The 17,532-nt window shown below is 63.0% G+C and carries 13 protein-coding genes and 1 pseudogene; 4 read left to right on the forward strand and 10 right to left on the reverse strand.

Annotated elements, in window-relative coordinates; genetic code table 11:
• Positions 1-18 precede the first annotated feature (18 nt).
• The 5 genes from iolD to BLL36_RS16790 form a co-directional block, all read right to left on the reverse strand.
• Entirely contained in the window at positions 19-1,950 is a 1,932-nt protein-coding gene (iolD, locus tag BLL36_RS16770) for a 3D-(3,5/4)-trihydroxycyclohexane-1,2-dione acylhydrolase (decyclizing) (RefSeq protein ID WP_076952498.1), read from the reverse strand.
• Between the two features lie 147 nt (positions 1,951-2,097).
• Positions 2,098-2,919 (reverse strand): TIM barrel protein, encoded by an 822-nt coding sequence (locus tag BLL36_RS16775; protein ID WP_076952499.1) that lies wholly within the window; start codon positions 2,917-2,919, stop codon positions 2,098-2,100.
• 26 nt (positions 2,920-2,945) lie between these two features.
• The gene (gene iolB / locus BLL36_RS16780) at positions 2,946-3,731 is read right to left on the reverse strand and encodes a 5-deoxy-glucuronate isomerase (RefSeq protein ID WP_076952500.1); all 786 of its coding nucleotides are present in this window, start codon (positions 3,729-3,731) and stop codon (positions 2,946-2,948) included.
• Positions 3,728-4,621, reverse strand: coding sequence for a myo-inosose-2 dehydratase (gene iolE, locus BLL36_RS16785; protein ID WP_076952501.1), 894 nt, complete (start codon positions 4,619-4,621; stop codon positions 3,728-3,730). Before iolE ends, iolB begins: the two co-directional genes overlap by 4 nt.
• Positions 4,622-4,784: 163 nt before the next feature.
• Positions 4,785-6,722 carry a bifunctional 5-dehydro-2-deoxygluconokinase/5-dehydro-2-deoxyphosphogluconate aldolase gene (locus BLL36_RS16790; RefSeq protein ID WP_076952502.1) on the reverse strand — a complete coding sequence of 646 codons (1,938 nt, stop codon included), beginning with the start codon at positions 6,720-6,722 and terminating at the stop codon, positions 4,785-4,787.
• A 284-nt stretch (positions 6,723-7,006) separates the two neighbouring features.
• Between BLL36_RS16790 and BLL36_RS16795 the strand changes: the two genes are divergently transcribed.
• The gene (locus tag BLL36_RS16795) at positions 7,007-7,915 is read left to right on the forward strand and encodes a MurR/RpiR family transcriptional regulator (protein ID WP_076952503.1); all 909 of its coding nucleotides are present in this window, start codon (positions 7,007-7,009) and stop codon (positions 7,913-7,915) included.
• Positions 7,916-8,123: 208 nt separating this feature from the next.
• Here BLL36_RS16795 and BLL36_RS16800 read toward each other — a convergent pair whose 3' ends face one another.
• The gene (locus tag BLL36_RS16800; protein WP_076952504.1) at positions 8,124-9,026 is read right to left on the reverse strand and encodes a hypothetical protein; all 903 of its coding nucleotides are present in this window, start codon (positions 9,024-9,026) and stop codon (positions 8,124-8,126) included.
• A 322-nt stretch (positions 9,027-9,348) separates the two neighbouring features.
• On the opposite strand from BLL36_RS16800, the gene BLL36_RS16805 reads away from it, so the two are divergent.
• Both BLL36_RS16805 and BLL36_RS16810 read left to right on the forward strand, forming a co-directional pair.
• Positions 9,349-10,032, forward strand: a complete 684-nt coding sequence (locus BLL36_RS16805; protein ID WP_076952505.1) for a response regulator transcription factor — start codon at positions 9,349-9,351, stop codon at positions 10,030-10,032.
• The gene (locus BLL36_RS16810) at positions 10,010-11,404 is read left to right on the forward strand and encodes a sensor histidine kinase (RefSeq protein ID WP_076952506.1); all 1,395 of its coding nucleotides are present in this window, start codon (positions 10,010-10,012) and stop codon (positions 11,402-11,404) included. The genes BLL36_RS16805 and BLL36_RS16810 overlap by 23 nt, the downstream gene beginning before the upstream one ends.
• Before the next feature lie 127 nt (positions 11,405-11,531).
• Here the strand turns inward: BLL36_RS16810 and BLL36_RS16815 are convergent, their stop codons facing one another.
• From BLL36_RS16815 to BLL36_RS16830, 4 genes are all read right to left on the reverse strand, one after another.
• A complete protein-coding gene (locus tag BLL36_RS16815; protein ID WP_076952507.1) occupies positions 11,532-11,948 on the reverse strand; it encodes an SRPBCC family protein in 417 nt (138 codons plus the stop codon).
• A 111-nt stretch (positions 11,949-12,059) separates the two neighbouring features.
• Positions 12,060-13,163 carry an acetoin dehydrogenase dihydrolipoyllysine-residue acetyltransferase subunit gene (locus tag BLL36_RS16820; protein ID WP_076952508.1) on the reverse strand — a complete coding sequence of 368 codons (1,104 nt, stop codon included), beginning with the start codon at positions 13,161-13,163 and terminating at the stop codon, positions 12,060-12,062.
• Positions 13,160-14,179, reverse strand: coding sequence for an alpha-ketoacid dehydrogenase subunit beta (locus tag BLL36_RS16825; protein WP_076952509.1), 1,020 nt, complete (start codon positions 14,177-14,179; stop codon positions 13,160-13,162). Before BLL36_RS16825 ends, BLL36_RS16820 begins: the two co-directional genes overlap by 4 nt.
• A gap of 27 nt (positions 14,180-14,206) precedes the next feature.
• Positions 14,207-15,184, reverse strand: a complete 978-nt coding sequence (locus BLL36_RS16830) for a thiamine pyrophosphate-dependent dehydrogenase E1 component subunit alpha (protein ID WP_076952510.1) — start codon at positions 15,182-15,184, stop codon at positions 14,207-14,209.
• A 309-nt stretch (positions 15,185-15,493) separates the two neighbouring features.
• On the opposite strand from BLL36_RS16830, the pseudogene BLL36_RS16835 reads away from it, so the two are divergent.
• Positions 15,494-17,355: pseudogene (locus BLL36_RS16835) on the forward strand (sigma-54-dependent Fis family transcriptional regulator).
• The last annotated feature ends 177 nt before the right edge of the window (positions 17,356-17,532 follow it).

Raw genomic sequence — 17,532 nt, forward strand, 5'->3', positions numbered from 1 at the left:
CAAACACTCCTCTTGTTATTAGTACTGCCGGGCTTTTGCCAGCTGTTCATTGAGTTTTTTCGCGGCGGCGTTCGTGCGTTCGCTGGTGGACACCTGCGCCACCCCGACCCGCCACCACGACAGGTAGCCGTGGACCATGGTCTTGGGCAGCACCTTGATATCGATCAGCGTCGACACCGTCTGCGTGCGCGCATCGGCCAGGGCCGCTTCGAGTTGTTCCACGGTGCTGACCTTGTAGGTCTTGCAGCCGTAGGCCGCCGCGCTCATGGCGAAATCCACCGGCACCAGGCCGCCGTCGAGCTTGCCGCTCTCCGGGTTGCGAAAGCGGAACTCGGTGCCGAAGCTGTCCATGCCGTTGCCGATCTGCAGGTTGTTGATGCAGCCGAAGGCCATGTTGTCGAGCAGCACCACGTTGATCTTGCGCCGCTCCTGGATCGAGGTCGCCAGCTCCGAATGCAGCATCATGTAGGAGCCGTCACCCACCAGGGCGTAGACCTCTTTGGTCGGCTCGGCGAGTTTCACGCCCAGGGCGGCATTGATCTCGTAGCCCATGCACGAGTAGCCGTACTCGACGTGGTAGGTGTTCACGCCCTTGCTGCGCCAGGCACGCTGCAGGTCGCCGGGCAGGCTGCCGGCGGCGGCGACGATGATGGCGTCGTCGGCCAGGGTCTGGTTGAGCACGCCCAGCACGCGGCTTTGGGTGAGGCAGGAGCCGGTCAGTTCGATGAATTCACGTAGCACCGCGCGGTCCAGGTGATCGTCGACCTCGGGCACGAAGCCGTCGCCGGCATACTCCACCTGATGCACGCGATCCACCTCGGCGTCCAACTGCGCCTTGGCGTCAGCGACCTGTTCGCCCCAACCGGAACGGTAATCCCCCAGCGCATCGGCGAGCGTTTGCAGGGCGACTCGCGCGTCGGCCAGCACCTGCACGCCGTCGAGCTTTAAGGCATCGCAGGGGCTGATATTGAGGTTCAAAAACGTCACCTCGGCATGCTTGAACAGCGACTTGGACGAGGTGGTGAAGTCGGTATAGCGCGTGCCGATACCAATGATCAGGTCGGCTTCCGGTGCCAGCAGGTTCGCCGCCAGGCAGCCGGTTTCACCGAGGCCGCCCACGTTCAGCGGGTGACTGGAAACCACCGCGCTTTTGCCGGCCTGGGTTTCGGCGAAGGGGATATCAAAGCGCTCGGCAAAGGCCTGCAACGCAGCATTGGCGCCGGAATACTTCACGCCGCCGCCACAGATGATCAGCGGTTTGCGCTTGCCGTCAAAGGCGGCCAGCGCATCGGCGATCATCGCGGCGGTGGCCGGGCGACGGTCGATGCGATGCACGCGTTTTTGCAGGAAGTAATCCGGATAGTCCCAGGCTTCGGCCTGTACGTCCTGAGGCAAGGCCAGGGTCACGGCGCCGGTTTCGGCCGGGTCGGTGAGCACGCGCATGGCGTGGATCGCGGCGCTCATCAGCTGCTCGGGGCGGTTGATGCGGTCCCAGTATTTGCTCACCGAGCGGAACGCGTCGTTGGTGCTGATGCTCAAGTCGTGGAACTGCTCGATCTGTTGCAGCACCGGGTCGGGCTGGCGGCTGGCGTAGACATCGCCCGGCAACAGCAACAACGGGATGCGGTTGGCCGTGGCGGTCGCAGCGGCGGTGAGCATGTTGGCGGCGCCGGGGCCTACCGACGCGGTGCACGCGTAGATCTTGCGGCGCAGGTGCTGCTTGGCGAAACCGATGGCGGCATGGGCCATGCCCTGCTCATTGCGGCCCTGGTGGACGACCAGGTCACCACTGTCCTGCTCCAGGGCCTGGCCCAGGCCCAGCACGTTGCCATGGCCGAAAATGGTAAACACACCGGCGACGAACTTGCTCTGCACGCCGTCGACTTCGATGTATTGGTTATCGAGGAACTTCACCAGGGCCTGGGCCATGGTCAATCGTGTTGTGGTCATGTTCGCACCTTGTATGAATGCAAATCTGTCGATCAACAGTGATCCAGTGTGGGGGCTGGCTTGCCTGCGATAGCGGTTTATCAAAACAGATTCTCTGCCTGACACACCGCTATCGCAGGCAAGCCAGCTCCCACAGGTTGTTCGGCGTCAGGTCCGGGAGTTTTGCAGGTGGGCCATGCTCGCACCCAACGCCTGCTGAATATCCGCCAACCCATGCACGCTCTCGGCAAACGGCTCGAACGACAAGTAACCGCTGTAGCCGCTGCCGAGCAAGGTGTCGATCTGCGCCGCATTGCCGAGGATGTCGCCCTCGCCCACCAGCACCCGGTGGCCGTCGCGAATCGAATTGAGCGGTGCCTCGGCATCTTCCACGCCGGAGATATGCACCAGTCCGGTCAGTTCCGGGAAGAACTCCTGTTCGCCGGCCAGGTGATGATGGAAGGTGTCATGCACCAGGCGGAATACATCCAGGCCGCCGATGGACTTGATCGCTTCCACCGCCACGCGCTTGCGCCGCATTGAGCACTCTTCAAAGCCCAGGGGCTCGATGAAACCCATGATCGCGTACTCGCGCAGGATCGGCGCCAGCTCGCTCAGGGCGGTGCGCAGGCCGGCCGCGCGCTGGGCTTCGTTGCGCGTGTCGCCAGGCTCATTGAACGGGCACATCACCAGGCCCTGTGCTCCGCATTCGCGGGCGTAGGTCGCCAGCGCTATCGCCTGGGCACGGCGTTCATCGTTCCACACATCAAAGGGGTACAGCGCGTTGATCGACAGCACCGTGATGCCCTGCGCGGCGCACAGCTCGCGCACGCGGCTGGCCGGGGTGCCGAATTCGATTTGGCGGTCCGCCAGGTCATTGCGGATCTCGATGGCATCGCACTTGAGCGTGGCGGCCAACTGGATGAAATCCGGCAGGGACAGGTGCGGCGCGACCATGCGGTTCAGGGCAAAGCGTAAAGGCGACTTCATTGTTATTGTTCTCCGTCCGGAACCGCTTAGAGGTCCAGCAGCCAACTGTGCTGCGGGTCGTTGTGGAAATGCCAGGCGCGCTTGGGGCCGGCCATGACGTTCAGGTAATAGGACTCGTATCCGTACGGCACGCTGACCGGGTGATACCCCTTGGGCACCACCAGGTCGCTGTTTTCCACGGCCATGGCCTGGTCGATGCTGCGATCGTCGGTGTAGACGCGCTGGAACACGAAGCCCTGGGGCGGATTGACCTGGTGGTAGTAGGTTTCTTCCAGAAAGCTCTGGTGCGGCAGGTCGTCGGTGTCGTGCTTGTGCGGCGGGTAGCTCGACGAATGCCCGGACGGCGTGCGCACTTCCACCACCAGCAACGAGTGCGCCGGCTCGCTGTCGGGCAGGATGTCGCACACGTAGCGGGTATTGGCGCCTTTGCCGCGCACGCTGCGTTTGCAGTTTTCCGGGCGAATCAGGCGCGGCGCGTAGCCTTGCGCGCCGGGTGCCGCGCAGACGGCGATCTGCACGTCGCTCAAGGCGGTGACCTGGGCGTCGGTGCCCGGCGGCAGGTACGCGGCGAACGGCGATTTGTCTTCGAAGACCGATTGGCGGTCCCCCAGGTTCTGCCAGTTGAAGCCTTCGCCCTCGATATTCACGCGGCCGCTGAGCAGTACCAGGCACAGCTCTTTGTCGCCGGCGCTGACCGGCAGGGTTTCGCCCAGGCTCAGGCGGTAGGCGCGAAAACCCACATACTCCAGGCGGCCTTCTTCCAGGGCGACCAGGGTTTTGCCGCCTTTGCTGCCTTTGACCAACAAGCTCATTTTCCGGTCCTCTCATTCAAAAGAGCACGTAACGTGTCATAGCCTTTTTTCGCATAGATATAGCTGGGCGCGACCGCCGGGTCCTGCTCGGCCTCGACCACCAGCCAGCCTTCATATGTCGCGGCCAGGAGCACATCGAGCAATGCGGCGAAGTCGATATCGCCATCGCCCGGCACGGTAAAGGTGCCGTTGACGATGCAATCGGGAAAGCTCCACATCTGGTTGCGCGCCAGCTGCACCACCGCTTTGCGCACGTCCTTGAAATGCACGTGGCAGATGCGGTCGATGTGTTTGCGCAACACCTCAAGCGGTTCGCCGCCCCCCATGTAGCAGTGGCCCGAATCGAACAGCAGGCCGACTTCGGGGCCGGTGCGTTTCATCAACTGGTCGATGTCTTCCGGGGATTCGACATAGGCGCCCATGTGGTGGTGGTAGGCCAGGCGCACGCCCTGGGACAGGGTAAAGCGCGCCAGTTCAGTGAGTTTGTCCGCATAGTCCTGCCAGGCCTGCTCGCTGTGAAAGCGCGGGCGTTCGATCAGGCGGATGCGCGAACCCTGGATCGAATCGGCGACCTCGCCGTAGACCAGTACCGTGGCGCCGTTGTGTTTCAACAATTCGACATGGCCGGCGATGGCCTCGATTTCTTCCGCTACCGAACGCCGCGCCAGGCGGCTGGAATACCAGCCGGAGACCAAGGCCAGGTCGTACGGGCGCAATACATCGCCGACGCCCTTGGCGTCCTTGGGGAATTTACCGTTGAGTTCGAAACCTTCGTAGCCGATTTCCTTGCCTTCGCTCAGGGCGGTGCTCAGGGGCGTCTCGCCGCCCAGGGCCGGGAGGTCGTCGTTGCTCCAGGAGATCGGGTTGATGCCAATTCGGATTGCGGGCATGGCTGCACCTTTATTATTTTCGGGTATCACTGAGATCTGCTTTTATGTGGGAGCTGGCTTGCCTGCGATAGCGGTGTGTCAGGTAATGAAGCCATGTCTGATGTACCGCTATCGCAGGCAAGCCAGCTCCCACATTGGATTGCATTTCAATTTGAGGCCGTGACTAGGCCCGGGCACTGCGCCAGGCATTGATCAGCTGTTCGAAAGTCGCCTGGACACGCTGGATCAGGGTCTCATCATCAATCTCCCCCGCCATCCACGCGCGGCTCGGCTCCTGGAAAATCGTGCGGCCCACGGCGAAGCCCCGGCAGGTGGTGCTCAGGCGTGCCTGCCGGAAGCCCTCGGCGAGGCATTCGGCCGAGGCATTCAGGCCCAGCAGCACCACGCCACGGCAGTACGGGTCGCGCTCATGAATCAGCTCGTCCAAGCGCTGCCAATCTTCGGCTGACTGCGCCTCGATCTTCCACCACGCCGGGTAGATGCCCAGGTTGTAGAGGCGCTTGAGGCTGCGGTAGAGCACGTCCGGGTAGGTGGACGGATGATCCTTGGGCGGGATGACTTCCAGCAGCAATTCATGGCCGCTGACGATGGAGGCCTCGTACACCGCCTTGAGTTGCGCCTCTTGCTCCAGGCGCAGCAACGGTTCATCGTCCGGGTGGAACTGCACCAGGCACTTGATGATTTGTTCCTGGGGCCAGGCGATCAGGTTGCTGCCGATCGAGCGGCCATGTTCGAACGCCAGGGGCCGCGAGTTCTGCACTTCCACCGGGCGCGCGATCCACCAGCCACGACCGCTGGCGGCGTTGAGCGCGTCCTGGCCGAAGCGCTGGTCGGCGAGCAGGCCCACATCGGCGTCGACGCCCTGCTCGCTCAGTTTGCGCTCGACCCGCTCGATGGCCTGGATAAACAGTTGCTTGGCGTCACTGATGCGCGCTGGGGCCTGGCCGCCTTTTTGCGCCAGTTCCACCAGTTGCCAGCGGTGGTCGAAGGCAAACACGAACAGCTGCTTCCAGGCCTTGCGCGGCACGGTCACGCGGTGCAGGCGTTGCAGGGTCACGTCCTGGTCGGGCCGGGTGATCGGCACCGGGCTGCTGAACAGGTACTCCAGCTCCGCAGGGGTCGGCATGGCCGGGGCGCAGGCGTGGCGCGAAACGACCAGGCCGCCGCAGGCGTTGGCCAACTGGCTGCAACGTTCATCGCTGGCATCGTTGATCCAGCCGCTGAGGAAGCCAGACATGAAGGCATCGCCGGCACCCAGTACATTGAGCACTTCCACGCGCACACCGGGATAAATGGCACCGTCTTCGAGCCGCGCCGGGATGGCACCGTGGATCACCGTGCAACCCTGCGGGCCGAGCTTGACCACCAGGGTCGCCGGGGTCAGTTCGCGCACTTTACGCAGGGCGGTGAGCAAGTCTTCACTGCCGCCGGCGATGAGGAATTCTTCTTCGGTACCCACGATCAGGTCAAAGCGCGGCAGGATTTTCTGCACATGCTGGCTGACGTTCTGGTCGGCGACAAAACGGGTCTCGCCATCCGCCTTGCCCGCCAGGCCCCACAGCACCGGGCGGTAGTCGATATCCAGCACGCGCTTGACGTTGTGCCGCGCGGCGTAATCCAGGGCCTGAATACTGGCCTTGTAGACGCCGTCGGTGGAGAAATGCGTGCCGGTGATCAGTAGCGCCTTGCTGGACGCAATAAAGTCTTCATGGATGTCTTCGGCGCGCAGGGCCATGTCGGCGCAGTTTTCGCGGTAGAACACCAGGGGGAAGGTTTCGCGGTCCTTGAGGCCCAGCAGCACCAGGGCGGTGAGGCGCTCCGGGTCGACCTTGATACCGCTGACGTCGCAGCCTTCACGGGCCAGGGATTCCACCAGGAAGCGGCCCATATGGTCGTCGCCGACCCGGCTCAGCATGGCCGACTTGAGCCCGAGCCTTGCGGTGCCGAAGGCGATATTGGCGGAGGAACCGCCGAGGTACTTGGCGAAGCTTGCAACGTCCTCAAGCCGCGCGCCCACTTGCTGTGCGTAAAGGTCGACGCCCAGGCGCCCGAGGCAAATCAGATCCAATTGACGCCCACTGGCAAAACGAGTCTGGCCCATGCTGGCTCCTGTTATTTTTATCAGCCTGCGTTGTGCCGCCGTGGCGACGGCAAACGCTCTTGGTGCAAGCAGACTAGAACGTCCGGCGGCGCCAATCAATATTTATTCCATATATTTTTTCAGTGGAATATTTTTTCCATTAAGCTTGCACAGGATCATTCCAGCCCCACTGCATCGTTTCAGCAGGCCGCGCCGCCCGTGATGCCGGGGTATTTTTTTGCGCCTACCCTGTAGACTTGCGCCACCCATCAGCGCATCAGAAGAAACTGTCAGAAGGATTGCCCATGTCCCGCACCGATCACGAGACCGCCCTGGAAGAACCTGTCGCCAGCCCTCCGATCAATGCCGACCGTCTGTTGCAGCTGATTACCGACGAATACGAGAGCCTGCCGCGCCAGCTCAAGCGCATCGCCAGCTACATGAGCCAACAGAGCGACCGGATCATGGTCGATCGCATCAGCGACATCGCCCGCGAGTGCGAAGTGCACCCGTCGGCCATCGTGCGGTTCTCCCAGCGCTTCGGGTTCAGTGGGTTCAGTGAGATGCAGGCGCTGTTTCGCGAGGCCTACACCCACAAGACCACGCCGGTGCAGAACTACCAGCAGCGCATCCGCAGCATGATCGCCAACAAGTCGCAAAAGGCCAGCGGCGGCGACCTGGCGCGTGAGTGCGTCAATGCAACATTGTCGGGTATCGAAAGGCTGGGGCTGGAATTGGACGACGTGGCCTTCGACAAGGCCGTGGACCTGGTGGTGAATGCCGACAATATCTACGTGGTCGGCGTACGCCGTTCCTTTGCGGTGGCCGATTACCTGGTCTACAACCTGCAGCACACCAACAAGCGCATTCACTTGATCTCGGGCCTGGGTGGCAGCTACCGGGAGCAGATGCGCAGCGTGCGTGCCAATGACCTGGTGATCGCCATCAGCTTTACGCCTTACGGCAAAGAGACCCAGCATTGCCTGCGGATTGCACAGCATCACCAGGCCAAGACGCTGATCATTACCGACAGTAACCTGTCACCCCTGGCCAAGCGGGCGAACGCGGTGTTGTTGGTCAATGAGGGATCATCGTTTGCCTTCCGCTCGCTGAGCGCCACGCTGTGCCTGTGCCAGGCGTTGTTTATCGCGGTGGCGTATCGGTTGGAGCTGAAGGTGGATGAAATTCATGAGCAGGTTGGTTTCGACGACTGATAGAAACTTGCCCACAAACCAATGTGGGAGCGGCGGTGTATCAGCCGGCACATCCGGTGACTGACACTGCGCATTCGCGGGCAAGCCCGCTCCCACAGGGGTGGAGCGGGCTTTGCTCAAATCACATAAAGATCGCGATCAGAATGATGATCGGAATCGGAATGCCGAGGAACCACAGAAGTAATGAACGCATGATGTTCTCCTTTTATTAACGGACAAAGTGTTCGGTTTCGACATACACCACCGCATCCCGGCGACGACCGCCGAAGGTTGCAGCGAAGCTGGCGAAGAAGGCGCCAATCAGCAGCGCGATGAACATCCACAGCGACGTGTAGGCGGCCACTTTCGCGGCAGTGTCGGCGGCTTGCTTGGCCTTGAGCTTGGCGTCTTCGACGGCTTTACGGGCATCGCCGTAAACCTTGTCGATACGCGCCTCGGCGTCGGCCTGGCTGAGGTTGGTGCGCTGGCTGATCAACTGGGCCAGGTAGGCGCGGTCTTCAGCAGCCAGCTCACCGTTGTTGCTCACGGTGCGACCGAGAATCCGTGCGACCACACCGTGTACCGCATCGTCGCTGACCGCCGCAGGGCGATCATCGCGAAACAGGCTGTCGACATAGTAATCAAGGTGATCGGCACTGCCATTGGCCGCAGAACCGGCGGCTTGGGTCATGCCACCGGCGGCGCCCGATACCACGCTGGCACCGGCTTTCACACCGCCGCTGACGGCACTGCTCACCGAACCGACCACCAGCATTGCCGTGATCAGCGTGGCCACGGCCCAGGCCAGGAAACCGTGGGCGGTATCGCGAAAGTACACCTCATCGCCGTGCATGTTGGCCCATTTCACTCGCAACCGGCCGGCAATGTAGCCGCCCAGCCCGGATGCGACGATCTGGGTAAACGCCAGCCAGATAATCGTGGAGATGCCAAGCCCCTTGGCGCTGATACCGCTGTCGGCCCACGGCGATACCGCCGAAAAGCCCAGGCCGAAGCCCAGCAATACCAGGATGAGCGACAACGCAGCCGCCGCGGCGGCCCCGGCAAAGATCGCCCCCCAGGAAACCCCGGAGAGCGTGCTCGACTCGTGCAGCGTGGAAGAAGAGGTGATCATTGTTGTTTGCTCCCGGCAGGAAAAATAGTGTTACAAGTCTCAAAAGGGACAGTGCAGGCCCCATGCCAGGCGCGGAGAAATTTAAAATCGTTATATTTCAATAAGTTAACTAATTTGAACTTATGCAACCCATGCAAGTTGCAAGAAATGATCGATTCAAGCGGGCGTTATGCACTCTTGCGTTCGAACACCGACCCAGGGCCACGCGGCGCCCATGAAATCTGTGTCAGTTTTGCCAAAGTGAAGTTTTATTTAGGAAGCGTTCAGCCATTTCTTGGCAAAATGCCCGCACTTCAGTGTGAATCGCTCACCAGGTAATCCTATGACCCGTATTTTGACCATCGAGGATGACGCCGTAACGGCCCGCGAGATCGTCGCCGAGCTGAGTAGCCATGGACTGGAAGTAGATTGGGTAGACAATGGCCGCGAAGGCCTGGTGCGTGCCGTGAGCGGTGATTACGACCTGATCACCCTCGACCGCATGCTGCCGGAACTCGACGGCCTGGCCATCGTCACCACCCTGCGCACCATCGGTGTGGCGACGCCGATCCTGATGATCAGCGCCCTCTCCGATGTCGACGAACGCGTGCGCGGCCTGCGGGCCGGCGGTGACGATTACCTGACCAAGCCGTTCGCCTCGGATGAAATGGCCGCCCGCGTCGAAGTGCTGCTGCGGCGCAAGAGCACGGTCAAGGAGTTCGAAACCGCCCTGCGCGTGGCCGACCTGGAGCTGAACCTGATCAGCCGCGAAGCCAGCCGCGCCGACCAACCGCTGAGCCTGTTGCCCACCGAATACAAGTTGCTCGAATTCCTGATGCGCAACACCGGGCAGATCCTGTCGCGGATGATGATCTTCGAAGAGGTCTGGGGCTATCACTTCGACCCGGGCACCAACCTGATCGATGTGCACATCGGTCGCCTGCGCAAGAAAATCGACCCGCCAGGCCTCCCGCCGTTGATCCGCACGGTGCGAGGTTCCGGTTATGTCATTGCTGAACCCCTCTAAGGGCTGGCGCTCTTCCAGCAGCCGTTTGCTGGCGCTATACAGCTCGTTATTCGTGGCCTGGAGCTGCATCCTGATGGGGGTGCTGTATTTTGAGGTGTCGGGTTACCTGGGAGACTTGTCGCGCCATTCCCTGCTGCAGCGCCAGCACCTGTTCCAGCGCTTTGACGGCGAAGAATTGGTGGAGGCGCTGACCACCAGCATGACCTTCGACATGAAGGGCGTGGACGCCTATGGCCTGTTCGACGAGCAATTGCGCCCCCTCAGCGGGCCGATCCGCGCAGTGCCGCCGGACCTGCCCCTGGACGGCAAAATCCATGCCCTGGCCAATTGCGTCGACTCCGACGACCCCAAACTGCCCAAGGACAGCTGCGACGCCGTGGCCACCCACACCGCGGACGGCCGCTGGCTGGTACTGGTGCGCGCCAACGGTTCGCTGTTCGGCGTGACCCGGATCATCTGGCATGCCCTGCTATGGGCTCTGTCGCTGACGATCATTCCGGGCGCGGCCGGCTGGCATCTGTTGCGCCGCCGCCCGTTGCGGCGGATTCGCGGGATCCAGGCCAGCGCCGAAGCCATCGTCGCCGGCGACCTCACCCACCGCCTGCCGCTGTCGAACCGCCGCGACGAACTGGACATGCTCGCGGCCATCGTCAACGCCATGCTCGACCGCATCGAAAAGCTGATGAACGAGGTCAAGGGTGTGTGCGACAACATCGCCCACGACCTGCGCACCCCGCTGACTCGCCTGCGCGCGCAGTTGTATCGCATCAAACAGGAGGCCGAGGCGGAGTCGGACTGCGCAGTGAAGCTGGACGACGCGATTGCCGAGACCGACACCCTGATGGCGCGCTTTCGCGGGCTATTACGTATCTCCGAACTGGAAGACCACCAGCGACGCTCCGGTTTCCTGGTGATGGACCCGTTGCCGCTATTGCGCGAGTTGCACGACTTTTACCTGCCCCTGGCGGAAGAAGGCGAGCTGCAGCTGGTGCTGGAGGCACCTGACTCGTTGCCGTGGATCACCGGCGACCGCGCACTGCTGTTCGAGGCCCTGGCCAACCTGCTGAGCAACTCGATCAAGTTCTCGCCACCGGGCGGCGAAGTGAGGTTGCGCGGGGTCAACGATGCCGGCAGTACCCGCATCGAAGTACACGACTCCGGGCCGGGCATACCGGCGGCCGAGCGCAAGGCGGTGTTCCAACGCTTTTATCGCGTGGACGAAAGCGACCAGCAAGGTGGGTTCGGCCTGGGCCTGTCGATCGTGGCGGCGATCATCAACTTGCATGGGTTCAAGTTGGAGGTGGGCGCCAGCGCAAGCGGCGGGGCTAGGCTGATGCTGGAGTGTCGCCAGCAGTTGATGCCCGAAGCCTGAGATCGGCACGATCATCTGTGGGAGCTGGCTTGCCTGCGATAGCGGTGGATCAGTCGCTGTTTGTTGACTGACACTCCGCTATCGCAGGCAAGCCAGCTCCCACATTGGGTTTGCGGTGTTTGAAAGATCAGGCCGGGAAGTTGGCGCGCAACGCCTCTAACCCACCGCTGTACACGCCGGCAAACAACGCTTCGACCGCCGCATCTTCAGTCCCGGCCGCGGGGGTAAACACGCCGGACCAGGTCACCTTCGCCGACGACTCCGTCAGCGCCTCGACCTGCAACGTTGCCAGGTAGGCACTCACCGGGAACGGTGACTGTTCAATGGTGTAGCTGTAGGTGCGCGCCACGTTATCGAAGGTCTGCAAACGCTCGACGATCACGCCACCGTCGGCGGTGGTCAGGTGCCGCACGCGGCCGCCTTCGCCGGGCTCGCTCTTGGCGATAAGGGGCAGCCAGTCCGGCAGGCTGTTGAAGCCGCCGACCAATTGCCAGACCTGGTCGGCCGGCACCGGGATTTCAATTACGGAAGATGCTGTTGGCACGGTAAATCTCCAAAAGTCGTAGGAAAACGTCGCCCAGCCTGCCACGCCCGAGGCATCAATGCATCCATTGATACAGGAGGGAGCACGCCCCCTCCTGCCCTTGCTGGCAGGTCAGGGCAACGATTTGAGGAAGGTATTGACCAATTGGTTCACCCGTTCCGCCGCTTCCAACTGCACCATATGCCCCTGCCCCGGCAGAATCTCCACCTGGGCCGGCAACCCCTCGGCATGCGTCGCCGGGATGATTGCATCATCGCTGCCCCAGATCACCAGGCTCGGCTGTCGCCCCACCCCACCGCGCAGATCGATCGTCTGCCGCCCGCCCTCGAACAGCTGCTGATTGAGCTGGCGCAGGGCTTGGTCCACGCCTTCGAGCCGCTTGAACTTGAGCATGTCCTCCAGCATCTGCCGCGTCACCAGCGCAGGGTCGCTGAACAATTGGGTCAACTGAGGCTTGAGGGCATTGCGGTTTGTCGCGTCGGCAAAGCCTTGCAGGTAGTCACCGTTGATATCCGGGCCCAGGCCGGCGCTGGCGATCAGGGTCAACGACGCGACGCGCTCGGGTGCCTGGGCGGCAACCGTCAGGGAAACCAGCCCGCCCATGGAATGCCCGGCCAGGTGCACGCGGTCGAGCTTGAGGTGGTCAAGCAGGGCCAACACCGCCTGGCTCAGCTCCTGGGCATCGGCGCTTTGCAAGTGCTTGCCCGACTCGCCATGCCCCGGCAGGTCCAGGGCGATCACCCGGCGCTCGGTGGCCAATGCCGGTTGGTTGAACAGCCAGTTGTTCAGGTCGCCACCAAACCCGTGGACCAGCACCAACGGCGTGCCGCCCTCGCCCAGGTCGAGATAACGCAGCAAGCGCCCGCCTATCTCGGCTTTCTGCGCAGTTGGCCCAGAGGCTTCGGCCTCGGCCGCGCTGGAAACAAACCCGGCGTTGAAGCGTTCAATCACGGCGTCAATCTCTGCCTCGGTGGCCTCGCCTTCCACGACGATCCCCAGCAAGGCGCCGACCGGCAAGGTCTCGTCGCTCAGCGCCAATACCCGGCGCAACACGCCACTGAAGGGCGCCTCGACGCTGCTGGAGATTTTGTCGGTCTCTACGTCCAGCACCTCCTCGCCTTTCTCCACTCGGTCGCCGGGTTGCTTGAGCCAGACATCGATGCGTCCTTCGGTCATCGACAGCCCCCACTTGGGCATGGTCAGGGTGTGGATCATGCGGCGTTCCTCTTGTCGGCGATCTTCAGCACGGCGGCTTCGATCTTCGCGGCGTTGGGGATGTACAGGTCTTCCAATGCATCGGAAAACGGCACGGGGGTGTGCGGCGCGGTGACCATCTCAATCGGCGCACGCAGGGAAGAAAACGCCCGCTGCGCAACCAGCGCACTGATATCGGTGGCGATCGAACAGCGTGGGTTGGATTCGTCGATCACCACCAGCCGCCCGGTTTTCTCGACGCTTTCAAGGATGCTGTCTTCGTCGAGCGGGCTGGTGGTGCGCAGGTCCAGCACTTCGCAGTCGACGCCTTGGCGGGCCAGGTTGGCGGCGGCTTCCAGGGCGATATGCACCATACGCCCGTAGGTCACCAGGGTTACGTCCTTGCCTTCGCGCACGAAGTTGGCTTCACCGAACGGCACGGTGTACAGCTCTTCCGGCACCTCGCCTTGCAGGCTGTAGAGCATCTTGTGTTCGAGGAAGATCACCGGGTCGTTATCGCGGATCGCCTGGATCAGCATGCCCTTGGCGTCATAGGGCGTGGCTGGGCACACCACTTTAAGGCCGGGAATGTGCGTCCACATCGAGGTGAGCATCTGCGAGTGCTGGGCCGCCGCACGCAGGCCGGCGCCGTACATGGCGCGGATCACCAGCGGCGTGGTGGTCTTGCCGCCGAACATGTAGCGGAACTTGGCGGCCTGGTTGAGCAACTGGTCGAGGCAGCAGCCGATGAAGTCGACGAACATCAACTCGCACACCGGGCGCATGCCTCGGGTGGCCGCGCCGACGGCCATGCCCACGTAGCCGACTTCGGACAACGGCGCGTCCAATACGCGCTCCGGAAATTCCGGGTACAGACCTTTGGTCACCCCGAGCACGCCGCCCCAGGCATCCTGTTCGCCAGGAGCGCCGGTGCCGCCGGACACATCCTGACCGATGATGAACACGCTGTGGTCACGGCGCATTTCCTGGGCCAGGGCTTCGTTGATTGCCTGCTGATAGCTGATTTTGCGAGCCATGAAATTCTCTCCGGATGGTTATTCTTATTAGCGGTAGGCGACGTAGACATCACTGAGCAGGTCGGCAGCCTGGGGCTTGGGGTCGGACTTGGCCAGGCGCACGGCGTCTTCGATCAGTTGCGCGACCTCGCCGTCGATACGCTCGAATTGCGCCGCATCCAGCCAGCCTTCGGCGTTACAGCGCTGGCGGAACAGCGCCAGGCAGTCAGCGTTTTCGCGCAGGTTTTTCACTTCATCGGGGCCGCGATAGGTTTGCGCATCACCCTCGAAGTGGCCGTAGAAGCGGCTCAGCTTCACTTCCACCAACGTCGGCCCCTCGCCATTGCGCGCCCGCTCTACCGCCACGCCCAGCACCTGGTGCACGGCGAAGAAGTCATTGCCATCGGCGATAACCCCCGGCATGCCAAACCCTGCGGCGCGATCGGCGATGTCCTTGCACGCCACCGACCAGCCGGAACCGGTGGCCTCGGCATACCCGTTGTTTTCCGCGACGAACAGGCACGGCAGTTTCATGATTGACGCCAGGTTCATCGCCTCGAACACCGCGCCCTCGTTGGAACCGCCGTCGCCAAAAAAAGCCACGGCCACGCCCTGGCTGCCCTTGAGTTTGGCGGCCAGCGCGGCACCGGCCGCCAACGGCGCGCCGGCGCCGACAATGCCGTTGGCGCCGAGCATGCCTTTCTCTTGATCGGCGATGTGCATGGAGCCGCCCTTGCCGCCGCACACGCCGGTTTTCTTACCGTAGATCTCGGCCATCATGCCGAACACGTCGACGCCTTTGGCGATGCAATGGCCGTGGCCACGGTGGTTGGAAGCGATGCAGTCGTCATCGTTGAGGTGGGCCATGACCCCGGCGGCGCTGGCTTCCTGGCCAGCGTACAGGTGCACGAACCCAGGGATCTCGCCGGTGGCGAATTCCACGTGCAGGCGCTCTTCAAAATCCCGGATGGTGCGCATCACGGTATAGGCATGCAGCAATTGATCAGTGGACAGGTGGGTGGACATCTTGTTGTTCTCCAGGTTGTCTCGACACACAAAAGGCTGGCTGCGGCCAGCTGCAAACCCTTCAGCACAGCCTGTGCCAACGCCTTTGAAAACCTGTCGAAGCCTTGATCCAGAGCAGTGGCGCGCGGTTGTAACGGCGCCACGGGCCGGCGCAGAATGAGACGCCGCATTGCAGCCTGCAGGCCGCGTCTCAGGCGGGATGAGACGCTGCGTCTCATCCCGTGCACTTGGTCAGGCCCTGCTTGTTCCGCCCGATGCATGCGCGCTTAATGGCGGGCATAACAACAAAGACCGAGAACCGGAGGCCTTATGCTCGCCGCGAACTCCAGAGAGCACGTCGACTGCGTCAGTCGCGTGGTCCGCAATGCCGATCGCCTGCCCCAGGCGCCGGTGCCGTCGCTGATTTTCGATTCCTGGCGGCGCTCCATGGAACAGCACCACTTGGACCCCGGCTCCCTGCAGGGCCCGCGCATCCTCAGTGAACCCTTGCTCAAGGAATGCCGCGAACGCGCCGAGCTGTTCATGCGCATCGCCAGCGAAGAAGTCGCGCAACTGCACCACCGCGTGCGGCATGCCGACTACTGCGTGATGCTCACCGACGCCCAGGGCCAGACCATCGACCACCGTGTGGACACGGCGATCCGCACCGACTGCCGCAAGGCCGGCCTGTACCTGGGCACTTGCTGGTCGGAAGCCGAAGAAGGCACCTGCGGCGTGGCCACGGTGCTGACCAGCAAGGCGGCAGTGACAGTGCACAAGCGTGATCACTTCCGCGCGGCATTTATCGGCCTCACCTGCTCCGCCGCGCCGATCTTCGACCCCCAGGGCAACCTGCTGGGGGTGATGGACGCCTCGGCGCTCAAGTCCCCAGATGACCGACGCAGCCAGCACCTGGTGCGCCAGATGGTGGCGCAGAGTGCACAGGCCATCGAAAACGCCTTTTTCATGCACAGCGCCCGCCAGCATTGGGTGCTGCAGGCCCATGGCACGCCGGGTTATGTGGACAGCCAACCCGACCTGCTGCTGGCGTGGGACCAGGACGGTCGCCTGCAAGCGTTGAACAGCAAGGCGCGCCAGGCGTTGCGTGTGCGCTTCGGCCAGGTGCCGGACCATATCGGCGAGGTGTTCGACCTGGACGCGTTGCGCGCGGTGACCGACCAATCGGCCCAACAGTTGCCTTGGCGAGGTGCGCCTGGCGCCCTGCACGTGCGCGTCAACGCACCGCGCCGCAAACCGTCGCGTGCGCCGCTGGTTCCGCAGGTCGATGCGCGCGTGGAAGAGCACCTGCGCCTGGCCGTGCGAGTCAAAGACCGTAACCTGCCGGTGCTGGTGCAAGGCGAAACCGGTGCTGGCAAGGAAGTCTTCGCCCGCCAGTTGCACGAACGCAGCGCCCGTCGCGGCGGGCCGTTTGTGGCGGTGAACTGTGCGGCTATCCCGGAAAACCTGATCGAAAGCGAGCTGTTCGGCTATGTCGCCGGGGCCTTTACCGGCGCTTCCAGCAAAGGCATGCCGGGGCTGCTGGTGCAGGCCGACGGCGGCACCTTATTCCTCGATGAAATCGGCGACATGCCCCTGGCCTTGCAGACCGTTTGCTGCGGGTAATGGCCGAAGGCGAAGTGGCACCCTTGGGCGCGGCGAAAACCCGCGCAGTGGACATCCAGGTGATCTGCGCCAGCCACCGCGACCTGTCGGCGCTGGTCAGCGCGGGCAGCTTTCGTGAAGACCTGTACTTCCGCCTCGGCTGCGCGCGCTTCTGCCTGCCGCCGTTGCGCGAGCGCACCGACAAGCTGGCCTTGATCAACCGGCTGCTGGAGCAGCAAGCGCACAGCAGCGGCGTCGCCGTGGGTATCGGCCAGGCGGCGCTGGAGTTGTTGCTGGGGTATGCCTGGCCGGGCAATGTGCGGCAACTGCGACATGTGCTGGCGTATGCCTGCGCGGTATGCGAAGGCGGCACGCTGCAAGTGGCGGACTTGCCGGTGGAGGTGCGTGGCGAGCAGGCTGACGGGCGGGTGGAAGACAGCCTGAGCCCGGAGCGCCAGGTGGTGCTGGATGCGTTGATTCGGCATCGCTGGAAGCCGTTGCCGACGGCCCAGGCGCTGGGCATCTCAAGGGCAACCCTGTATCGCCGGGTCAACCAGCTCGGTATCGACATGCCTGGCAAAACCAGTTGATGTGATGCGGTCAGAAGGTGGGAGCGTGCAGCAGAGCGACAGGTATCGAGCTGGCGAAACGCGGGCCAAATGTGGGAGCTGGCTTGCCTGCGATGCAAACACCTCGGTGTAACTGATACACCGCTGTGATGCTATCGCAGGCAAGCCAGCTCCCACATCAAACCGAGCGGGCCTTGG

Origin of the sequence: Pseudomonas cedrina subsp. cedrina, assembly GCF_001983175.1 — a bacterium.
Lineage (GTDB): Bacteria > Pseudomonadota > Gammaproteobacteria > Pseudomonadales > Pseudomonadaceae > Aquipseudomonas > Aquipseudomonas cedrina.

What these genes read in the sequence shown, in the direction of transcription:
- iolD (WP_076952498.1), bottom strand. Translation starts at nt 1,950, where the DNA reads ATGACCACAACACGATTGACCATGGCCCAGGCCCTGGTGAAGTTCCTC.
- BLL36_RS16775 (WP_076952499.1), bottom strand. Translation starts at nt 2,919, where the DNA reads ATGAAGTCGCCTTTACGCTTTGCCCTGAACCGCATGGTCGCGCCGCAC.
- iolB (WP_076952500.1), bottom strand. Translation starts at nt 3,731, where the DNA reads ATGAGCTTGTTGGTCAAAGGCAGCAAAGGCGGCAAAACCCTGGTCGCC.
- iolE (WP_076952501.1), bottom strand. Translation starts at nt 4,621, where the DNA reads ATGCCCGCAATCCGAATTGGCATCAACCCGATCTCCTGGAGCAACGAC.
- BLL36_RS16790 (WP_076952502.1), bottom strand. Translation starts at nt 6,722, where the DNA reads ATGGGCCAGACTCGTTTTGCCAGTGGGCGTCAATTGGATCTGATTTGC.
- BLL36_RS16795 (WP_076952503.1), top strand. Translation starts at nt 7,007, where the DNA reads ATGTCCCGCACCGATCACGAGACCGCCCTGGAAGAACCTGTCGCCAGC.
- BLL36_RS16800 (WP_076952504.1), bottom strand. Translation starts at nt 9,026, where the DNA reads ATGATCACCTCTTCTTCCACGCTGCACGAGTCGAGCACGCTCTCCGGG.
- BLL36_RS16805 (WP_076952505.1), top strand. Translation starts at nt 9,349, where the DNA reads ATGACCCGTATTTTGACCATCGAGGATGACGCCGTAACGGCCCGCGAG.
- BLL36_RS16810 (WP_076952506.1), top strand. Translation starts at nt 10,010, where the DNA reads ATGTCATTGCTGAACCCCTCTAAGGGCTGGCGCTCTTCCAGCAGCCGT.
- BLL36_RS16820 (WP_076952508.1), bottom strand. Translation starts at nt 13,163, where the DNA reads ATGATCCACACCCTGACCATGCCCAAGTGGGGGCTGTCGATGACCGAA.
- BLL36_RS16825 (WP_076952509.1), bottom strand. Translation starts at nt 14,179, where the DNA reads ATGGCTCGCAAAATCAGCTATCAGCAGGCAATCAACGAAGCCCTGGCC.
- BLL36_RS16830 (WP_076952510.1), bottom strand. Translation starts at nt 15,184, where the DNA reads ATGTCCACCCACCTGTCCACTGATCAATTGCTGCATGCCTATACCGTG.